We start from the raw sequence: 16780 nt of genomic DNA, 5'->3' as shown, positions 1-16780 counted from the left end.
AGGTGCCTCTGATTTTTGGACGGCTATTATATTGGGTGCTGTTGATGTGGTGTTTACTGTTAGTGACAAGTATCTTTATTTTTTCGCTGGATGCATATATTTGGTTGTTGCTATTTTTGGGTTTTGATTTTACTTTCCTAGGTGGGATTCGATTTGGCATAGGCGATAGTTGCAAATAAAATATCAAGCTTTTCCTCATGTTTAGGTAGTGCTTGGAGTAGTAATAAGTTGATTTTTCTGCGGTAGGAAAATCTGGGGTAGATGGCTATAGTGACTGCGGTATTTATTACTTTTGGAGTATCTATGCGCTTTGGGTGGGATGTATCTATTGTTAGCGTGTGCTTGGCATTATTTGGTGTGTCAGGGTTTTATACTGCGTTATTACTCGCATTTGCTCGATATATATTCGATTGGGAAGGCAGGCCGCCATTGCTCTTATCAGGCATTTTGTTTTGTATGGTTTTTGGAGCTTTATACTTTTGTCAATTTAAAATATTACGCGAGGTGTGGTTTCAAAAATGAAGATGTGGTTTGCACGAGTTGCTGAGGGTGCAGAATTTAGATTGAGTGTGTTTGCGGTCACTACAACCTATAAATTAGTGATCGTTTTTAATAGGTGTTGATCCTGTCGCCTGTCTTGATTGACGGAAATTTAATATTTGTAAGGAGAGCGATATGAGTTTTAGAGAAAAAATATCAGTACTAGGTATGTATCTGGCTCTTTTAGCTGGATCTATGACCTATTCGGTAATTATTGTTTGGTGCTTCGTTCAGGTAATTCCGCTTGAAGTAGTTCATAGGCGTATTTTGGTGGGTGTCGTATACCTGTTTGTTGTGGTCCTAGCTGTGCGCTTTTATATCCCTAAATTTCGAAAGTACTGGTAAGACGTTAGCTGTGGTTGTGGTTGTGAGTGTCTAGATGTTATGTGTGATCGGAAAATATTAGGCGTTGTTGTGTTGTCTCAGTGGAGAGCGTGACATGAATTTTGAAAACATTAGATATTATTTGGCTGTTATATTTCTCGTGTTAGGCTCGTCACTTTTATACACGGCTATTGTAGTCTGGGCACTGAAAGAGATGTTTTTTTTAGAAGATTTTAACCTGCGCGTAACTTACATTGTGGTGTATGTTGTGATTTCTGTAGTGGGACTGATTTTTTACATCCCAAGGTTACGGGGAGTGGTATGACTGTATGGGTTTTTTGAGAAAATTTAATTTTCTTCGGGATTGTTTTCAGGAGTCATTGATAAGATCGTAACAAAGTTAGCTACTCCCTCAAATATCAAAGCCAGCTTTCCTGACTGTTTATAAGCGTGCTCGAAGTTGATGGGGTCGCGTCTGAACAACTGTATGGATTTTGGTTTGCGCTTAAGAACCATAAGAGAGCCAGCTGACGAAAGAATATCTATTGATCCATATAGTATATTTCCCTCGTTCATCCCTCCCATCAATGTTTGATATCCTAATCTCATAGGGCCTTGCGCATTCAGATATTCTGGGCCGTTGTAAATGTTTACAGATCCTTCGTAAATATTATTTACACCGTGTGAGATTAATAAAGCTCCGAAAGGAGATCCGACGCCTAAGGTTCCTCCCGTTACTGTAACTCCCGCTTTGATTTGCATTGCTCCTGCCGCTGTCGTAATCCCATTAGTCAAATAAAACCCCGCCTTATCCCGCAACGCCTCATGCTCATCCCAAAGCGCCTCAACCCCCTCTGCCGCACTAATAACCCCGTCTTCAATATCTTGATAAACCTCTTCTGCCAAAGCCCTGATTTCACCCAAAAACCCCAGTCGCGCAGCGCCATCATTGATATGCCGGGCGCCGACTTTGCACCCAAGCGCCATCAGTTCTTCGGCGGCTTGGTCGACGTCTTTTAAGGTGCAGAGTGGGGCGTTCATTTCCCCGTCTGCCAGGTCATGCCAGCACTGGTGCGGGCAGCGATATGTTCCAGAATGATGTCGCCGTAGCGAATGGACACGATTTCGACGGGTTGCGAGTCTCCGCGTGACGTCGCGGGCGGCACGCTGAGGGTGATGTGTGCAATGCGGGCTTCGCGTAATTCGATTTTGTAATACTTTTCTTCACCGACAGTCGCTGAGGCTCGGTACAGGTGAATAACGCATTTCACGTATTCACCGTCATCCAGTGCCTTTGCAAGCAGGGGTGATGATTTATCAATGTATTTGGTGATCACCACCGGGGCATGTCTGGCATTGCTGCCGAACTCGCTGGTGGTGTTGCCCGAGAGCAGGCTGTGGTCGACAGACAGCACCATGATTTCGTCAATGTGCGCTGCTTGGCACTTGTTGCCCATGGAATCAGGTGTGGAGCAGCCGGCCGACATGAGCCCGCTGTTGACGCCGCTAAGGGTCATATAGCTGTTATTAGCCATTAACTGCTTTACCTGTTGAGAGAAAAGAAAGCAGTCTATGGCGGGTCGTTTTGGTCGATGTGTAGGGCGATTCTGAATATTGCGAAGAAACTGATAATTCCGCCGATTTACTCCAATCGCTCTACCGCTGGAAGCTCCATCGCAGCGACTTCATTTTGTAAAAAGTCGCTCAAACGACGCAGACGTTCGCCACCGGGCCGGGTTTTTGGCCAGACCAAGTAATAGTTTTCACCGCTGGCCACGGCGCTCGGGAACGGTAGGCTCAAGCGATTTTGGGCTACGTCTTCGGCCACCATCAGCAAGTCCCCCATGGAGATGCCATACCCCCGCGCAGCCGCGATCATGCCCAATTCCAAGGTATCGAACACTTGTCCGCCCTTCAGTGAAATTTGGCCATTGAGGCCCATGCAGTCGAGCCAGCGCCGCCAGTCTCGACGGTCGGGTGTTGGGTGCAGCAGCTCAGTGCCCGCCAAACGTTTTGCATCCCACGGTTGATCGTCCAGCAAGTTGGGCGCACCCACGGGTATCAGCATTTCCGGAAACAGCAGCGTGACCTCCCAGTCGGGTGGAAAGTGGCCGCTGCTCAGCAGTACCGCGCAGTCAAAAGGCTCCAGATTAAAATCCACATGGTCGATGTCCATCCAGGCGCTGGTCAGTTGCACTTCGTTTCCTGCTTGCAGATGGCGAAAACGGCTAAGACGGGCCAATAGCCAGCGCATGGTCAGGGTCGAGGGTGCTTTCATGCGCAGGATGTCATCTTCGGCGCGCAACGTAGTACAGGCGCGTTCGAGTGCGCTAAACCCCTCGCGAACACCGGGTAACAGCAGGCGGGCGGCTTCAGTCAGTTGCAAGGTGCGGCCGTTGCGTTGAAATAAACGGCAGGCGAAATGCGCTTCCAGCGTTTTGATGTGTCGGCTAATGGCGCTCTGAGTGATCGACAGTTCTTCTCCCGCTCGGGTAAATGAGTGGTGACGTGCTGCAGCCTCGAAGGCGCGCAAGGCATAAAGAGGAGGAAGACTACGACTCATGAGGAAAAGTCCGATTGTGCGACGTGAAGGCCATTTAAAACGCTATATAGCATGAGTATTAGTCATGCCAGTAATCGTTTTTATCCTTTTGCTTAATCTACCTAACGCGCCGAGAATCAGCCTTTCAACGCACTTAAGAAATCAAACCAATGACAAAACAGCATCCAGTACGTATCGAGCTCTGGGCCATTCTGCGGCTGGCAGGGCCGCTGATCGCCTCGCAGTTGGCGCACATGCTGATGGTGCTGACCGACACATTAATGATGGCTCGCCTGAGTCCAGAGGCGTTGGCAGGTGGAAGTTTGGGGGCCGCGAGCTACTCATTCGTGTCGATTTTTTGCATCGGCGTGATCGCAGCAGTCGGCACGCTCGTCTCGATTCGCCAAGGCTCTGGCGACATTGAAGGCGCCACCCGTCTGACTCAGGCAGGGTTATGGCTGGCGTGGGCGTTGGCCCTGGTGGGCGCGCTGGTACTGTGGAATATCAAACCGCTGTTGCTGCTATTTGGCCAGACGCCGACCAACGTTGAGACGGCGGGTGAGTTTTTGTTACTGCTGCCACTCGCCTTGCCCGGTTATATGACGTTTATGGCCTTGCGCGGTTTTACCAGCGCCATGGGTCGGGCAACCCCAGTCATGGTGATCAGCCTAATTGGCACCGTGGCCAACTTCCTGCTCAATTACGCGTTGATCACCGGGATGTTCGGTCTGCCAAAACTGGGACTGATGGGCATTGGCTTGGTAACGGCAATTGTCGCAACCTTTATGGCGCTCGGTTTGGCCTGGCATATCCATAAGCACCCGGCTTACGACGCTTATCCGATTCGCCAAGGCCTGTCGCGGATTAACCTGACGTATTTACGCGAACTATGGCGCCTCGGTTTACCGATTGGCGGCACCTACGCCGTCGAAGTCGGGCTGTTTGCATTCGCGGCATTGTGTATGGGCACCATGGGCAGCACGCAGTTAGCTGCGCACCAAATCGCGTTACAGATCGTGTCTGTGGCGTTCATGGTTCCAGCAGGCATGTCGTACGCCATCACCATGCGTATCGGTCAGCATTACGGTGCTGGTGACTTGCTGCGGGCACGCCTAGCGGGCCGGGTGGGAATAGGTTTCGGCGCGGCGGCCATGCTCGGGTTTTCAGTGGTGTTCTGGTTCTGGCCGAACCAGTTGATTGGTCTGTTTCTGGATTACAACGACCCTGCGTTCCGCCCCGTGTTCGAGTTGGCGGTCAGCCTGCTAGCCGTGGCAGCGTGGTTCGAATTGTTTGATGGCACGCAAACCATCGCCATGGGGGCGATTCGTGGACTCAAAGATGCCAAGACCACCTTTCTGGTTGGGCTGTTCTGCTACTGGGTGATTGGCGCGCCGACTGCCTGGCTGATGGCATTCACACTCGGCTGGGGGCCAACGGGCGTGTGGTGGGGCTTGGCCTTGGGCCTGGCCTGCTCGTCAGTCAGTCTCACGTTGGCGTTTGAATGGAAAGTGCGGCGCATGCTCAAGCGTGAGCGCAAGGCGGCGAAGGTAGCGCAACTAGTCGCTGGGTAGTGGTATCTCGTAGCAGTTGCCGAAGGCTACGTCCGGCGGCGTAGCCGTCGTTAGTGGGCTATCACGTTTGATAAATGACACAGGATGCTCAGGATTTACGATCGCTACGCAATCGGACGTAGCCTCGCAGAGCTCGACAACTGCTACGAGTTTTCTAGGCGCTGTTAGTGAGCGTCGAGGGCTACTTTCTGCTGAGCCCCAAGGGTTAAATACTCCACCAGTTCAGTGATCGGCAATGGTTTGCTGATGAGGTAGCCCTGCACCTGATCGCAGGCAAAATCACGCAATAGCGCCAGTTGCTCCGGGGTTTCTACGCCTTCGGCCACGACTTGCAATTGAAGGTTGTGCGCCAGGTTGATCATCGCGTGTACCAGCTTGCGGTTCTCTTCGCGGTCTTCCATGCCGCCGACAAAGCTTTTGTCAATTTTAAGCAGGGTAATGGGCAGGCTATTGAGGTGCACAAAGGATGAAAAACCAGTACCAAAATCATCCAGAGAGAAGCGCACCCCCAGTCGCCCCAGCGCATCCATGGTCTGTTTCACCATGTCACTGCGGCGCATGACTGCCGTTTCAGTCAGCTCAAATTCCAGCCATTGAGCATCAACCCCGTGCTCGGAGATCAAGCGGCTGAGGGTTGAGAGTAACTGGCTGTCTTGGAACTGGCGGAACGACAGGTTAACGGCCATGTGCAGTGCGCTCAGTCCGTGTTCGCGCAGCGCCTGCATATCGCGCAAGGCCCGGGAAATAACCCAGTAGCCCAATGGCACGATTAGCCCGCTTTGCTCAGCCAGCGGCACAAATTCGCTGGGCGCGAGCAGGCCACGTTCGCCGTGGCGCCAACGCACCAGCGCTTCGATCCCCACAATCAAGCCCGAGCTTAGGTCCATACGCGGCTGGTAATGCAGTTCAAGCTCGTCACGGCGCAAGGCCCGGCGCAGTTCGCTCTCTAGATCAGCGAGACAGCGGGCATTGCGATTTATGCGCTCGTCGAATACGTGATACGTGCAGCCCTGCGTGCTTTTGGCCTGCTGCATTGCGATGTGTGCGTGCCACATCAAGGGATCGGCTCCGGCATTGGTGCGGGCGTGGGCGATGCCCAGGCTGCAGCCGATCAGCAAGCTTTCGCCGTCGATCCAATAAGACTCGGCCATGACCTCGGTGATGCGCTCAGCCATCCAGGCGGCGCGCTCAGGGGCGCGGCGGGTGTCGATCAACAGGGCGAACTCGTCGCTGCCCAGACGAGCCACCTGATCGCAGGCTTCGAGTTGGCTTTTGAGGCGTGCCACCACTTGCAGGATCAGGCGGTCGCCAGCCTGATGCCCCAGCGCGTCATTGGCATGGCGGAAGTTGTCCAAGTCCAGATGCCCGAGGGCGATCCCGCGCCCATCGTTTTCGGCCAGGCGCACCGCTAGCAACGTTTGGAAGCCTTGTCGGTTGGCGATGCCGGTCAGCGGGTCTTCTTCGGCCAAGCGTTGCAACGTGTTTTCAAGCACACCGCGTTCATGCACATGGCGCAGGCAGCGGCGCAGCACATCGGTATTCAGGCTGGTGCTGACCAGCCAGTCGCAGGCGTCTTGGGGCGGCATCGCTGGCTCGGCATCCAGCAACAATACAGTGGACAGGCGACAGCGGCCCGCGAGGGGCTGCTGGGCCGGTGTGGTCAGGAGCAGCGCATTTTGATCGTTTTCGAACAAATAGCTCACCGACTCCCAGCTCGGCGCGCACATTAATACGACCGAACTTCCCATAGGCGTCAGACACTCACGCAACAACGCTGCCCAAGACGGCTCTTTGGCCAGTAGCAGCAAACGCAAGGGTTCGACAGGCGTAGACAAGCTAGCTCCCTAGACTCTGCATAAATTCAGGCGATGGGCATTATGGCGTGCTATCGGCTAATGGCAAATGACACCGTTTATCAAATGCACCTAGCTTGCGCATACCGAACGGTAGACGTAAATAGGCCAGGTAGCCTGCGGCAAAGTACCAAAAGCGGCAATTTCAGATCGAGGGCTACGTCACACTGTCGCAGAGTGGCGGCAATATCTGCTCAGCCTGTTAAAATACCCGCCCTTTTCGTCACCGACCCTTATAACCGTCATGTCCCGACTCAATCCCCGGCAGCAAGAAGCCGTGAGCTACGTCGGCGGCCCTCTTTTGGTGCTCGCCGGTGCTGGCTCCGGCAAAACCAGTGTGATTACCCGAAAAATCGCACACCTTATTCAGAACTGTGGCATCCGTGCTCAGTACATCGTCGCCATGACCTTTACCAACAAGGCCGCCCGCGAGATGAAAGAGCGCGTCGGCACGTTGCTCAAAAAAGGTGAAGGTCGAGGCCTGACGGTGAGCACGTTCCATAATTTGGGGCTGAACATCATCCGCAAGGAACACACGAGGCTGGGTTACAAGCCGGGCTTTTCGATCTTTGACGAGGCCGACGTCAAAGCGCTCATGACCGACATCATGCAAAAGGAATACTCGGGTGATGACGGGGTCGATGAAATCAAGAACATGATCGGCTCGTGGAAAAACGACCTGATCCTGCCGCCCCAAGCCCTGGAAAATGCGCGCAACCCCAAGGAGCAGACGGCGGCCATCGTCTACACCCACTACCAGCGCACGCTCAAAGCCTACAACGCGGTGGACTTTGACGACCTGATCCTGCTGCCGGTAAAGCTCTTTGAAGAGCACGCCGACATCCTCGAAAAGTGGCAGAACAAAGTGCGCTACCTGTTGGTGGACGAATACCAGGACACCAACGCCAGCCAGTATTTGCTGGTTAAGTACCTAATCGGCAGCCGCAACCAGTTCACCGTGGTAGGCGATGATGACCAGTCGATCTACGCCTGGCGCGGCGCCCGCCCGGAAAACCTGATGCTGCTCAAGGACGATTACCCGTCCCTCAAAGTGGTGATGCTGGAGCAAAACTATCGCTCCACCAGCCGCATTCTGCGCTGCGCCAACGTGCTGATTTCGAACAACCCGCACGCCTTCGAGAAACAGCTGTGGAGTGAGATGGGCCACGGCGATGAAATTCGCGTCATTCGTTGCCGCAACGAAGACGCCGAGGCCGAGCGCGTCGCGGTCGAGATCCTGACGCTGCACCTGCGCACGGACCGGCCTTATAGCGACTTTGCGATCCTGTACCGCGGCAACTATCAGGCAAAACTGATTGAGCTGAAGTTGCAGCATCATCAGATTCCTTACCGCCTCTCTGGCGGAAACAGCTTCTTCGGCCGTCAAGAAGTGAAAGACCTGATGGCCTACTTCCGGCTGATTGTGAACCCGGATGACGACAACGCTTTCCTGCGGGTGATCAACGTCCCACGGCGTGAGATCGGTTCGACCACGCTGGAAAAGCTGGGTAACTACGCTACTGAGCGCAAAATCTCGATGTACGCGGCGACCGACGAAATCGGTTTGGGCGAGCATCTGGACAGTCGGTTCACCGATCGCCTGGCCCGTTTCAAACGTTTCATGGACCGCGTGCGTGAGCACTGCTCGGGTGAAGACCCGATTGCCGCGCTGCGCAGCATGATCATGGACATCGACTATGAGAACTGGCTGCGCACCAACAGCTCCAGTGAAAAGGCCGCTGACTACCGCATGTCTAACGTTTGGTTCTTGGTCGAGGCGTTGAAAAACACCCTCGAAAAAGACGAAGAAGGCGGTATGACGATTGAGGAGGCCATCGGCAAGCTGGTGTTGCGCGACATGCTCGAGCGCCAGCAAGAAGAGGAAGACGGCGCCGAAGGCGTGCAGATGATGACGCTGCACGCCTCCAAAGGTCTGGAGTTCCCCTACGTGTTCATCATGGGCATGGAGGAAGAGATCCTGCCGCACCGCTCCAGCATCGAAGCCGACACCATCGAAGAAGAACGTCGCCTTGCCTACGTTGGGATTACCCGCGCGCGTGAGACGCTGGCGTTTACCTTTGCGGCCAAGCGCAAGCAGTACGGCGAAATCATTGATTGCGCGCCGAGTCGCTTCCTTGATGAGTTGCCGCCGGACGATCTGGCCTGGGAAGGCAACGACGACACACCTACCGAAGTGAAAGCGGTTCGCGGAAATACGGCATTGGCCGATATACGCGCGATGTTAAAACGCTAAAATCGACTACTTTTTACTCTACCTTCAGCGCATAGGCGCTATTTGAGGACGTTACGTTGGAAGCACTGCACAAGAAAATTCGCGAAGAAGGCATCGTGCTTTCCGATCAGGTTTTGAAGGTTGATGCCTTTTTGAACCACCAGATCGATCCCCAGCTGATGAAAGAAATCGGCGATGAGTTCGCGCGTTTGTTCGCTGATGCGGGCATCACCAAGATCGTCACCATCGAAGCCTCGGGCATTGCTCCGGCCGTGATGACGGGCTTGAACCTCGGTGTTCCGGTGATCTTCGCCCGTAAGCACCAGTCCCTGACCCTGACTGAAAACCTGCTATCGGCCACGGTGTATTCGTTCACCAAGCAAACCGAAAGCACCGTTGCCATCTCCCCGCGTCACCTGAAAAGCACGGATCGCGTGCTGGTCATCGACGACTTCCTGGCCAACGGCAAAGCGTCGCAGGCACTGATTTCGATCATCAAGCAAGCGGGCGCAACTGTCGCTGGCCTGGGTATCGTGATCGAGAAGTCGTTCCAGGGCGGCCGTGCCGAGCTGGACTCGCAAGGCTATCGCGTTGAGTCCCTGGCACGGGTTCAATCCCTGGCCGGTGGCAAAGTAACGTTTATCGAATAACACGGCCTTGCGTAGGAAACTCTGTGGTGTGCCGCAAGCTGATTTCGTAGCAGTTGCCGAGCCTGCGAGGCTACGTCCGATTGCGAAGTGATCGTAAACCCCTAAGTGCAGGGTTTAAGTGACACGCCGCATTGCTTGATTTTACGTCTGCTGCGTCGGCGTGCCGCACCAAGCGGACGCAGCCTCGCAGGCTCGGCAACTGCTACATGTTCGCGGACGATGTTTGTTATTTGCCTGTCGCCTGTAACCCCGCCAGCAGCACGCGCTGATACAGCTCTTCGCGCAGACCGTCCGGGTTGTCGAGGTGCATGCGCGCTAGGTGTTCGGGATACGTCTGCGGTGATGGCGCGTCGAGCGTGGCCTTGCCCAGTTCGTAGAGCTGCGTGAGCTTGAATTTGCTCTTGAGCCAGTTCAACGCGCGTAGCAGGTCTTGCTCCTGTGCACTGAAATCGCTGCCCAGCGGATACTCCGGGAACAAGTGCGGATGGCGTTCGGCAATCGCTTGCAAACGTTCCGGGCTGTTGTCAGCAAAGCGTGGGTTGAGGCAAAAGTCGTTAGGCAGTTTGCCGATTTGTTGTGCCTGCGCGATCAGTTCGGTCTGGAAGCGAGAGTCGGTGATGTTGAGCAGCGCCTCGATCACCTGCTTGTCGGTTTTGCCGCGCAAGTCGGCAATGCCGTACTCGGTTACCACAATGTCGCGCAAATGACGCGGGATCGTACAGTGGCCGTACTCCCACACGATGTTGGAACTCACCTCACCACCGGATTCACGCCAACTGCGCAGGATGATCACTGACCGCGCATCGTGCAGCGCGTGCCCCTGCGCCACGAAGTTGTATTGCCCGCCAACGCCGCTGAGCACGCGGCCATCCTGTAACTGATCCGCCACGCCTGCGCCGAGCAAGGTCATGGTGAAGGCGCTGTTTACAAAGCGCGCATCACGGCGTTGCAGGCGTTTTAAGGCTTCCTGGCCGTAGAGCTCATTGATATAGCTGATGGCGGTCATATTGAATTCGGCGCGCTTGCTGTGAGGCAGTTCGCTCAAACGCTGGTAAAAGTCGCTTGGGCCGAGGATGAAACCGCCGTGAACGCTGATGCCATCGGTGTGCAGACTTTCGTCCAGCGTGCCCGCGTTGGCTTGAGTCTGGCGATCAACATCCGGGTAAACCTTGCGTCGCACGATGCCCGCGTCGACCAAGACCATGAGCCCATACACAAACATCTCGCTGCAACCATACAGGCCTTGGGCAAAGGGCTCGACCCCGCCTTCGCGCTCAATCAGGGTGCGCCACGGCGTGACATCTATGTCGTTGAGCAAGGCACGATAGCCTTCGCTATCAGCTTGGCGTGCCAGCAAGGAAGCCGCCAACGCATCGCCCATCGCCCCAATGCCGATTTGCAGGGTGCCGCCGTCGCGGATCAGGGTGCTGGCGTGGTGGCCAATAAAGTGATCCTGCACATCAACCGGCATATTGGGCGTGGAAAACAGCGTGGTGCGCTCATCGTCGTCGATCAGCAGGTCAAAATCGTCGGCGTTGAGCTCCGAGTCGCCGGGCATGTACGGTAAGTCGCTGTGTACGTGGCCGAGCAGCAGAATGGTCTCGCCCGCCGCACGGCGTTTGGCGATCATCGGTAGCAGGTCGAGTGTGATGTCGGGGTTGCAGCTTAGGCTCAGGCGATTGGCATCCTGCGGGTCGCGGGCAATTAACTGGGCCACCAAATTCAAGCCATTGGCATTGATGTCGCGGGCGGCGTGGCTGTAATTGCTGCTGACGTAATCTTGCTGCGCCGGTGGGCTGTTGAGCAGGCTGCCCGGCTGCATGAAAAACTGCTGGACGTTGATGTTGCCCGGTAGGCTGTCGCGGTGCAGGTCGGCGAGGTAGTCCAACTCGATATAGTCGCCAAAGACGCGCTCTAAAAATGGGGCCAGAAAGCGCTTTTGCAAGCCATCACCCAGCGCGGGGCGGCCCAGGCTTAACGCGGTGTAAATCGTCAGTTGGCGCTCAGGTAACTGTTTGATGCGCTGATACAGTGCGTTCACAAAACGATTGGCCTTGCCCAGGCCCAGCGGCAAACCGAGGTGGATGTGCGTGGGTAGTCGAGCCAGCGCCTCATCGACTGCGTGTTCGATCGAACAGGACTGCACCATCTAAGCCTCCAAAACCATCCGTGATAGAGATGTGACCGAGAGTGGTCGGTTTTGGTTGCAAAGATCAAGGCAATCGAGATGCCCTTTCAAGGAGCGAGCTTGCCTCGCGATCGTTTAAACGATCAAAAGACCGTGAGGCAAGCTCGCTGCTAGAAAGGTGTTGGCTTATTACAGCCCGGACATTTTCTGGATGGCGGCTTTCAGATCGGCATCCGAACATTCCGAACAGGTGCCTTTAGGGGGCATCGCATTGAGCCCGGTGATGGCTTTGGCCAGCAGGCCATCAATACCGCCTTCTTTGTCGGCGCGCACTTTCCAAGCGGCAGTGTCACCAATTTTCGGTGCTTCCAGCAGACCAATGCTGTGGCAAGCGCTGCAGTGTTTGGCAACCACGTCATCAGCGCTCATACCACCACCGCTGCCAACTGCCGCCGTCACGCTCATGCCCGCGCACTCTTGACCCTGAATGCAGACTTTGCCGACAGGTTCGAGGCGTTTTGCGATGTCATCATCAGTCGTTGCTTGAGCGTTGACAGCCCATAGGGCCAGTACTGTTGCTGGTACGGCCAGCATTTTCATAATTAGGTTCACGCGTACACCCTCAATGGTGGCTATTCACGCCCACAACCACGGTTTTGCAGGCGGCGAAAGTATACCGTTTAGCCTGACACACTGAAACAACCCTAGAAACAAAGGGGGAATAGAGCTGGCGAAATGAAATCGCAGGCGCCTCTAGATCTGCGTAGGGCGCCGCTTTGCTTAGAAATTTGCGGGAGTGGCTGCGCTGATTAGTCGCGCCGCGACGTCGAACGGGTTGCGAAAACGGTGCGGTTTTGAACTCTCGAAGTAGTAGCTGTCACCGGCTTCGAGCACGAACGTCTCAAGGCCTACGATTAATTCAAGGCGACCCTCGACAAGAATCCCGGTTTCTTCGCCCTCGTGGGTCAGCATTTCGTCCCCGGTGTCAGCACCCGGTGGATAAATCTCGTTGAGAAATGCAATCGCCCGACTCGGGTGCGCCTTGCCGACCAGTTTCATGGTCACGGCGCCGTCTGAGATGTCTATCAGCTCATTGGCTTTGTAGACAATTTGCGTCGGTTTTTCCTGAAGGATTTCTTCGGAAAAGAACTCGACCATTGACATCGGAATGCCACTCAGCACTTTTCTCAGGGAGCTTATCGACGGGCTCACGCTGTTCTTTTCGATCATCGAAATGGTGCTGTTGGTGACGCCCGCGCGCTTGGCGAGTTCACGCTGTGACAGGCCTTTCAGTTTGCGGATGGATTGCAGTCGTTCACCGACGTCCAATGCGGGAGCCTCCAGGGGATCAGATTCAGGTCAAGAAGCCGCCATCATGGCGATAGCGTTCAGTATTTACAACACTTCGACCTTAAACCTGCGTGCCCTTTAGGCGCCGCCTATTGGATACAACCCATCAACTCCCGGAATAGAGGCGCGGCACTCGTTTCAGGTTACAAAAAATCTGGTAAGGAATGGTTTCAGCTTTTGCTGCGATTTCACTGGCGAGGATGTTTTTGCCCCACAGCTCAACCGTTGAACCGAGGCCTGCCTGTGGTACATCGGTGAGGTCGATGCACAGCATGTCCATGGATATTCGGCCCAGCAACTGACTGCGTTGACCGGCCACCAGAACAGGGGTGCCAGTGGGAGCGTGACGCGGGTAGCCGTCGGCATAACCCATGGCAACCACGCCGATACGCATTGGTTTAGGGGTGACGAACTTCGCGCCGTAACCCACCGGCTCACCGGCGGGCAGTTCACGCACGCAAATCACTTTGGACTCCAAGGTCATCACCGGTTGCAAGCGTGCGGCCAGGGCTTGGTCTTCTTCGAAAGGCGAAGCGCCGTAGAGCATCAAGCCTGGGCGTACCCAGTCGCTCGGCACACTTGGCCAGCCAAGAATGGCGGGTGAGTTGCGCAAGCTGACGTCGGCAGACAAGTTGTCACGGGCAGCCAAGAACACGGCGACCTGCTCGACGCTGCGCAGGCAGTCCAGTTCATCCGCGCGGGCAAAATGGCTCATCAGCACAATCTTCGCGACGTTGCCGCTTGCTTGCAGGCGCTGATAAGCAGTTTTGTACTCGCTTGGGTGCAGGCCCACGCGGTGCATGCCGGTGTCGAGTTTTAGCCACACGTGAATCGGCTTGGCGAGCTTGGCTTGCTCAATAGCATCGAGTTGCCACAGCGAATGCACCACGCACCACAAGTCATGTTCGACGATCAGCGGCAGTTCATCGGCTTCAAAAAAACCTTCGAGCAGCAGCACGGGCGCGCGAATACCCGCGGCGCGTAGTTCCAGTGCTTCTTCGATACAGGCGACGGCAAAGCCATCGGCATCGGCCTCTAGGGCCTGGGCGCAGCGTACGGCACCGTGGCCGTAGGCATCGGCCTTGATCACCGCGAGGGCTTTTGCCCCCGTTACTTCACGGGCCAGTTGGTAGTTATGACGCAGGGCTTGAAGGTCGATCAGGGCACGGGCTGGGCGCATGGCGGCGGGCTTCTAACGGCTGTTGAATAAAAAAGCGGCGCAGGCCCGCGGCGTAAACCGCGTGCCGCACCGCAAGAGGGACTGTGTTTAAAACGGCAACGTTATGGCAGTGCGGCCACAACAGACAGCTCAACCAGAATTTCAGGCTCGCACAGTTTGGCTTCAACCGTGGCACGGGCAGGTTGCACGCCTTTAGGCAGCCACTCATCCCACACGCTGTTCATGCCCGCAAAGTCGGCATCAATGTCTTTGAGGTAGATGGTCACCGACAGAATGTGGCTTTTGTCAGTGCCGGCCAGATCCAGCAAGTGCTCGATGTTTTTCAGGGTCTCGCGAGTTTGCTGCTCAACCCCTGCGTTCATGTCGTCGCCGACCTGACCGGACAGGTAAACAGTCCCGTTATGAGCCACGATCTGGCTCATACGGTTATTGGTGAGCTGGCGCTGGATTGCCATGTTTTGCAGTCTCCTGGTAGTTACCGTAACGAGAAATATCGAGGCCTTCGGTGCTGATCTGAGGGGTCTTTTTGGCCATCACGTCAGCGAGGAAGCGACCAGAGCCGCATGCCATGGTCCAGCCGAGTGTGCCATGGCCGGTGTTCAGGAACAGGTTTTTGAACGGGGTCGCGCCCACAATTGGCGTGCCGTCTGGTGTGGTTGGGCGCAGGCCGGTCCAAAAACTGGCTTGGCTCAAATCGCCGCCCTGAGGATAAAGGTCGTTGACGACCATCTCCAGGGTTTCGCGGCGGCGCGGGTTCAGCGACAGGTCAAAACCGGCGATCTCAGCCATGCCGCCCACACGAATGCGGTTGTCAAAACGGGTGATCGCGATTTTGTAGGTCTCATCCAGAATCGTCGACGTAGGGGCCATGTCTGGGTTGGTGATCGGGATGGTCAGCGAGTAACCCTTGAGCGGGTAAACCGGGGCCTTGATGCCCAGCGGCTTGAGCATTTGTGGCGAGTAGCTGCCCAGCGCCAGTACGTAGCGGTCTGCGGTTTCAAGCTTGCCGTCGATCATCACGCCATTGATGCGATCCCCCGCGTAGTCCAAGTGCTGAATATCTTGGCCGAAGCGGAATTCGACACCCAAGTTCTTGGCCATTTCGGCCAAGCGGGTAGTGAACATCTGACAGTCGCCGGTTTGGTCATTCGGCAGGCGCAAGGCACCGGCCAGAATATCGGTGACGCTGGCCAGCGCCGGCTCAACCCGGGCGATGCCGGCACGGTCCAGCAGCTCAAACGGCACGCCCGATTCTTTGAGTACGGCAATGTCTTTGGCCGCGCCGTCCAGTTGCGCTTGGGTACGGAAAAGTTGGGTGGTGCCTAAGCTGCGAGCCTCGTAGGCAATGCCGGTTTCGGCACGCAGTTCATCGAGGCAATCGCGGCTGTACTCGGACAGACGTACCATGCGCTCTTTGTTCACCGCGTAACGGCTGGCGGTGCAGTTGCGCAGCATTTGCGCCATCCACAGGTATTGGTCGATATTGGTCGTGGCTTTGATCGCCAACGGTGCGTGACGCTCCAACAACCACTTAATAGCCTTGAGCGGTACGCCCGGAGCCGCCCACGGCGAGGCATAACCTGGGGACACCTGGCCGGCGTTGGCAAAGCTGGTTTCCATCGCAACGGCTGGCTGACGGTCTACGACGACCACGTCGAATCCGGCTCGGGCCAGATAATAGGCGCTGGCAGTACCAATCACGCCGCCACCCAATATCATAACGCGCATATTTTTATCCCTCATCGCGGCCAACCGCAGACGTTTATTGTTCAAAGCGAAGATGTGGGCAGTATAAGAAGCATTAGCCAGTGAGTTTCACTGTATAAACGGCTATATTTGGCGACAATTCTCGGCTAAAACGCTTTTGACAAAGGAGAATCTCCTATGCGTACAAATCACCAAACAAAGCGTGAGCTGGACAAGATTGATCGCAACATTTTGCGCATCTTGCAGGCCGATGGCCGTATCTCGTTTACCGAGCTGGGAGAAAAGGTCGGTTTGTCGACCACGCCCTGCACCGAACGGGTACGGAGGCTGGAGCGCGAAGGGATCATCATGGGCTACAACGCTCGGCTCAACCCGCAGCACTTGCAGGGCAGCTTGCTGGTTTTTGTCGAGATCAGCCTCGACTACAAGTCAGGCGACACCTTTGAAGAGTTTCGACGTGCTGTGCTCAAACTGCCCCATGTGTTGGAGTGCCACTTGGTTTCGGGTGACTTCGACTATTTGGTCAAGGCGCGAATTTCCGAGATGGCGTCGTACCGAAAACTGTTGGGCGACATTTTGCTCAAACTACCTCACGTGCGTGAGTCCAAGAGCTACATCGTGATGGAAGAAGTAAAAGAGAGCTTAAACCTGCCGATCCCGGATTAAGGCTGTAGGAGTAATCGAGCGTCGACCGGCTGCTCC

At 55.4% G+C, this 16780-nt stretch carries 14 protein-coding genes; 4 read left to right on the top strand and 10 right to left on the bottom strand.

Going from position 1 to position 16780, the window contains the following annotated elements:
• Positions 1-1212: 1212 nt before the first annotated feature.
• From B347_RS0114030 to B347_RS0114020, 3 genes are all read right to left on the bottom strand, one after another.
• A complete protein-coding gene (locus B347_RS0114030; RefSeq protein WP_019410326.1) occupies positions 1213-1905 on the bottom strand; it encodes a DUF4225 domain-containing protein in 693 nt (230 codons plus the stop codon).
• Positions 1902-2399, bottom strand: coding sequence for an Hcp family type VI secretion system effector (locus tag B347_RS0114025; protein ID WP_019410325.1), 498 nt, complete (start codon positions 2397-2399; stop codon positions 1902-1904). The genes B347_RS0114030 and B347_RS0114025 overlap by 4 nt, the downstream gene beginning before the upstream one ends.
• Positions 2400-2506: 107 nt before the next feature.
• A complete protein-coding gene (locus B347_RS0114020; RefSeq protein ID WP_026014191.1) occupies positions 2507-3427 on the bottom strand; it encodes a LysR substrate-binding domain-containing protein in 921 nt (306 codons plus the stop codon).
• Between the two features lie 149 nt (positions 3428-3576).
• On the opposite strand from B347_RS0114020, the gene B347_RS0114015 reads away from it, so the two are divergent.
• The gene (locus tag B347_RS0114015; RefSeq protein ID WP_019410323.1) at positions 3577-4977 is read left to right on the top strand and encodes a NorM family multidrug efflux MATE transporter; all 1401 of its coding nucleotides are present in this window, start codon (positions 3577-3579) and stop codon (positions 4975-4977) included.
• Between the two features lie 164 nt (positions 4978-5141).
• Here B347_RS0114015 and B347_RS0114010 read toward each other — a convergent pair whose 3' ends face one another.
• On the bottom strand, positions 5142-6812 hold the full coding sequence (locus B347_RS0114010; protein WP_019410322.1) for a putative bifunctional diguanylate cyclase/phosphodiesterase: 1671 nt from the start codon (positions 6810-6812) through the stop codon (positions 5142-5144).
• A 262-nt stretch (positions 6813-7074) separates the two neighbouring features.
• Here B347_RS0114010 and rep point away from each other — a divergent pair, with 262 nt between their 5' ends.
• Together rep and B347_RS0114000 are read left to right on the top strand one after the other, a co-directional pair.
• Positions 7075-9084, top strand: a complete 2010-nt coding sequence (gene rep / locus B347_RS0114005) for a DNA helicase Rep (protein ID WP_026014190.1) — start codon at positions 7075-7077, stop codon at positions 9082-9084.
• A gap of 56 nt (positions 9085-9140) precedes the next feature.
• Positions 9141-9713 (top strand): xanthine phosphoribosyltransferase, encoded by a 573-nt coding sequence (locus B347_RS0114000; protein WP_019410320.1) that lies wholly within the window; start codon positions 9141-9143, stop codon positions 9711-9713.
• A gap of 226 nt (positions 9714-9939) precedes the next feature.
• Here B347_RS0114000 and B347_RS0113995 read toward each other — a convergent pair whose 3' ends face one another.
• The 6 genes from B347_RS0113995 to dadA all read right to left on the bottom strand — a co-directional run bounded on the left by B347_RS0113995 (position 9940) and on the right by dadA (position 16099).
• The gene (locus B347_RS0113995) at positions 9940-11862 is read right to left on the bottom strand and encodes an acetyl-CoA hydrolase/transferase C-terminal domain-containing protein (protein WP_019410319.1); all 1923 of its coding nucleotides are present in this window, start codon (positions 11860-11862) and stop codon (positions 9940-9942) included.
• Positions 11863-12030: 168 nt separating this feature from the next.
• Entirely contained in the window at positions 12031-12453 is a 423-nt protein-coding gene (locus tag B347_RS0113990) for a c-type cytochrome (protein ID WP_026014189.1), read from the bottom strand.
• Positions 12454-12621: 168 nt separating this feature from the next.
• Positions 12622-13170, bottom strand: a complete 549-nt coding sequence (locus B347_RS0113985) for a cupin domain-containing protein (RefSeq protein ID WP_019410317.1) — start codon at positions 13168-13170, stop codon at positions 12622-12624.
• Between the two features lie 127 nt (positions 13171-13297).
• The gene (gene alr / locus B347_RS0113980; RefSeq protein WP_019410316.1) at positions 13298-14371 is read right to left on the bottom strand and encodes an alanine racemase; all 1074 of its coding nucleotides are present in this window, start codon (positions 14369-14371) and stop codon (positions 13298-13300) included.
• 101 nt (positions 14372-14472) lie between these two features.
• Positions 14473-14826: a RidA family protein gene (locus B347_RS0113975; protein ID WP_019410315.1), complete on the bottom strand. Its 354-nt coding sequence runs from the start codon at positions 14824-14826 to the stop codon at positions 14473-14475.
• On the bottom strand, positions 14798-16099 hold the full coding sequence (dadA, locus tag B347_RS0113970; protein ID WP_019410314.1) for a D-amino acid dehydrogenase: 1302 nt from the start codon (positions 16097-16099) through the stop codon (positions 14798-14800). The genes B347_RS0113975 and dadA overlap by 29 nt, the downstream gene beginning before the upstream one ends.
• Positions 16100-16255: 156 nt before the next feature.
• Between dadA and B347_RS0113965 the strand changes: the two genes are divergently transcribed.
• Positions 16256-16744, top strand: a complete 489-nt coding sequence (locus B347_RS0113965; protein WP_003437842.1) for an Lrp/AsnC ligand binding domain-containing protein — start codon at positions 16256-16258, stop codon at positions 16742-16744.
• The last annotated feature ends 36 nt before the right edge of the window (positions 16745-16780 follow it).

Origin of the sequence: Pseudomonas psychrophila HA-4 (genome assembly GCF_000282975.1) — a bacterium.
Classification (GTDB): Bacteria; Pseudomonadota; Gammaproteobacteria; order Pseudomonadales; family Pseudomonadaceae; genus Aquipseudomonas; species Aquipseudomonas psychrophila_A.
Note: the sequence above shows the minus strand (reverse complement) of the source record. Positions and strands in the feature narration are given on the sequence as shown.

What these genes read in the sequence shown, in the direction of transcription:
- B347_RS0114015 (WP_019410323.1), top strand. Translation starts at nt 3,577, where the DNA reads ATGACAAAACAGCATCCAGTACGTATCGAGCTCTGGGCCATTCTGCGG.
- alr (WP_019410316.1), bottom strand. Translation starts at nt 14,371, where the DNA reads ATGCGCCCAGCCCGTGCCCTGATCGACCTTCAAGCCCTGCGTCATAAC.
- B347_RS0113965 (WP_003437842.1), top strand. Translation starts at nt 16,256, where the DNA reads ATGCGTACAAATCACCAAACAAAGCGTGAGCTGGACAAGATTGATCGC.
- B347_RS0114025 (WP_019410325.1), bottom strand. Translation starts at nt 2,399, where the DNA reads ATGGCTAATAACAGCTATATGACCCTTAGCGGCGTCAACAGCGGGCTC.
- B347_RS0113975 (WP_019410315.1), bottom strand. Translation starts at nt 14,826, where the DNA reads ATGGCAATCCAGCGCCAGCTCACCAATAACCGTATGAGCCAGATCGTG.
- dadA (WP_019410314.1), bottom strand. Translation starts at nt 16,099, where the DNA reads ATGCGCGTTATGATATTGGGTGGCGGCGTGATTGGTACTGCCAGCGCC.
- B347_RS0114030 (WP_019410326.1), bottom strand. Translation starts at nt 1,905, where the DNA reads ATGAACGCCCCACTCTGCACCTTAAAAGACGTCGACCAAGCCGCCGAA.
- rep (WP_026014190.1), top strand. Translation starts at nt 7,075, where the DNA reads ATGTCCCGACTCAATCCCCGGCAGCAAGAAGCCGTGAGCTACGTCGGC.
- B347_RS0113995 (WP_019410319.1), bottom strand. Translation starts at nt 11,862, where the DNA reads ATGGTGCAGTCCTGTTCGATCGAACACGCAGTCGATGAGGCGCTGGCT.
- B347_RS0114020 (WP_026014191.1), bottom strand. Translation starts at nt 3,427, where the DNA reads ATGAGTCGTAGTCTTCCTCCTCTTTATGCCTTGCGCGCCTTCGAGGCT.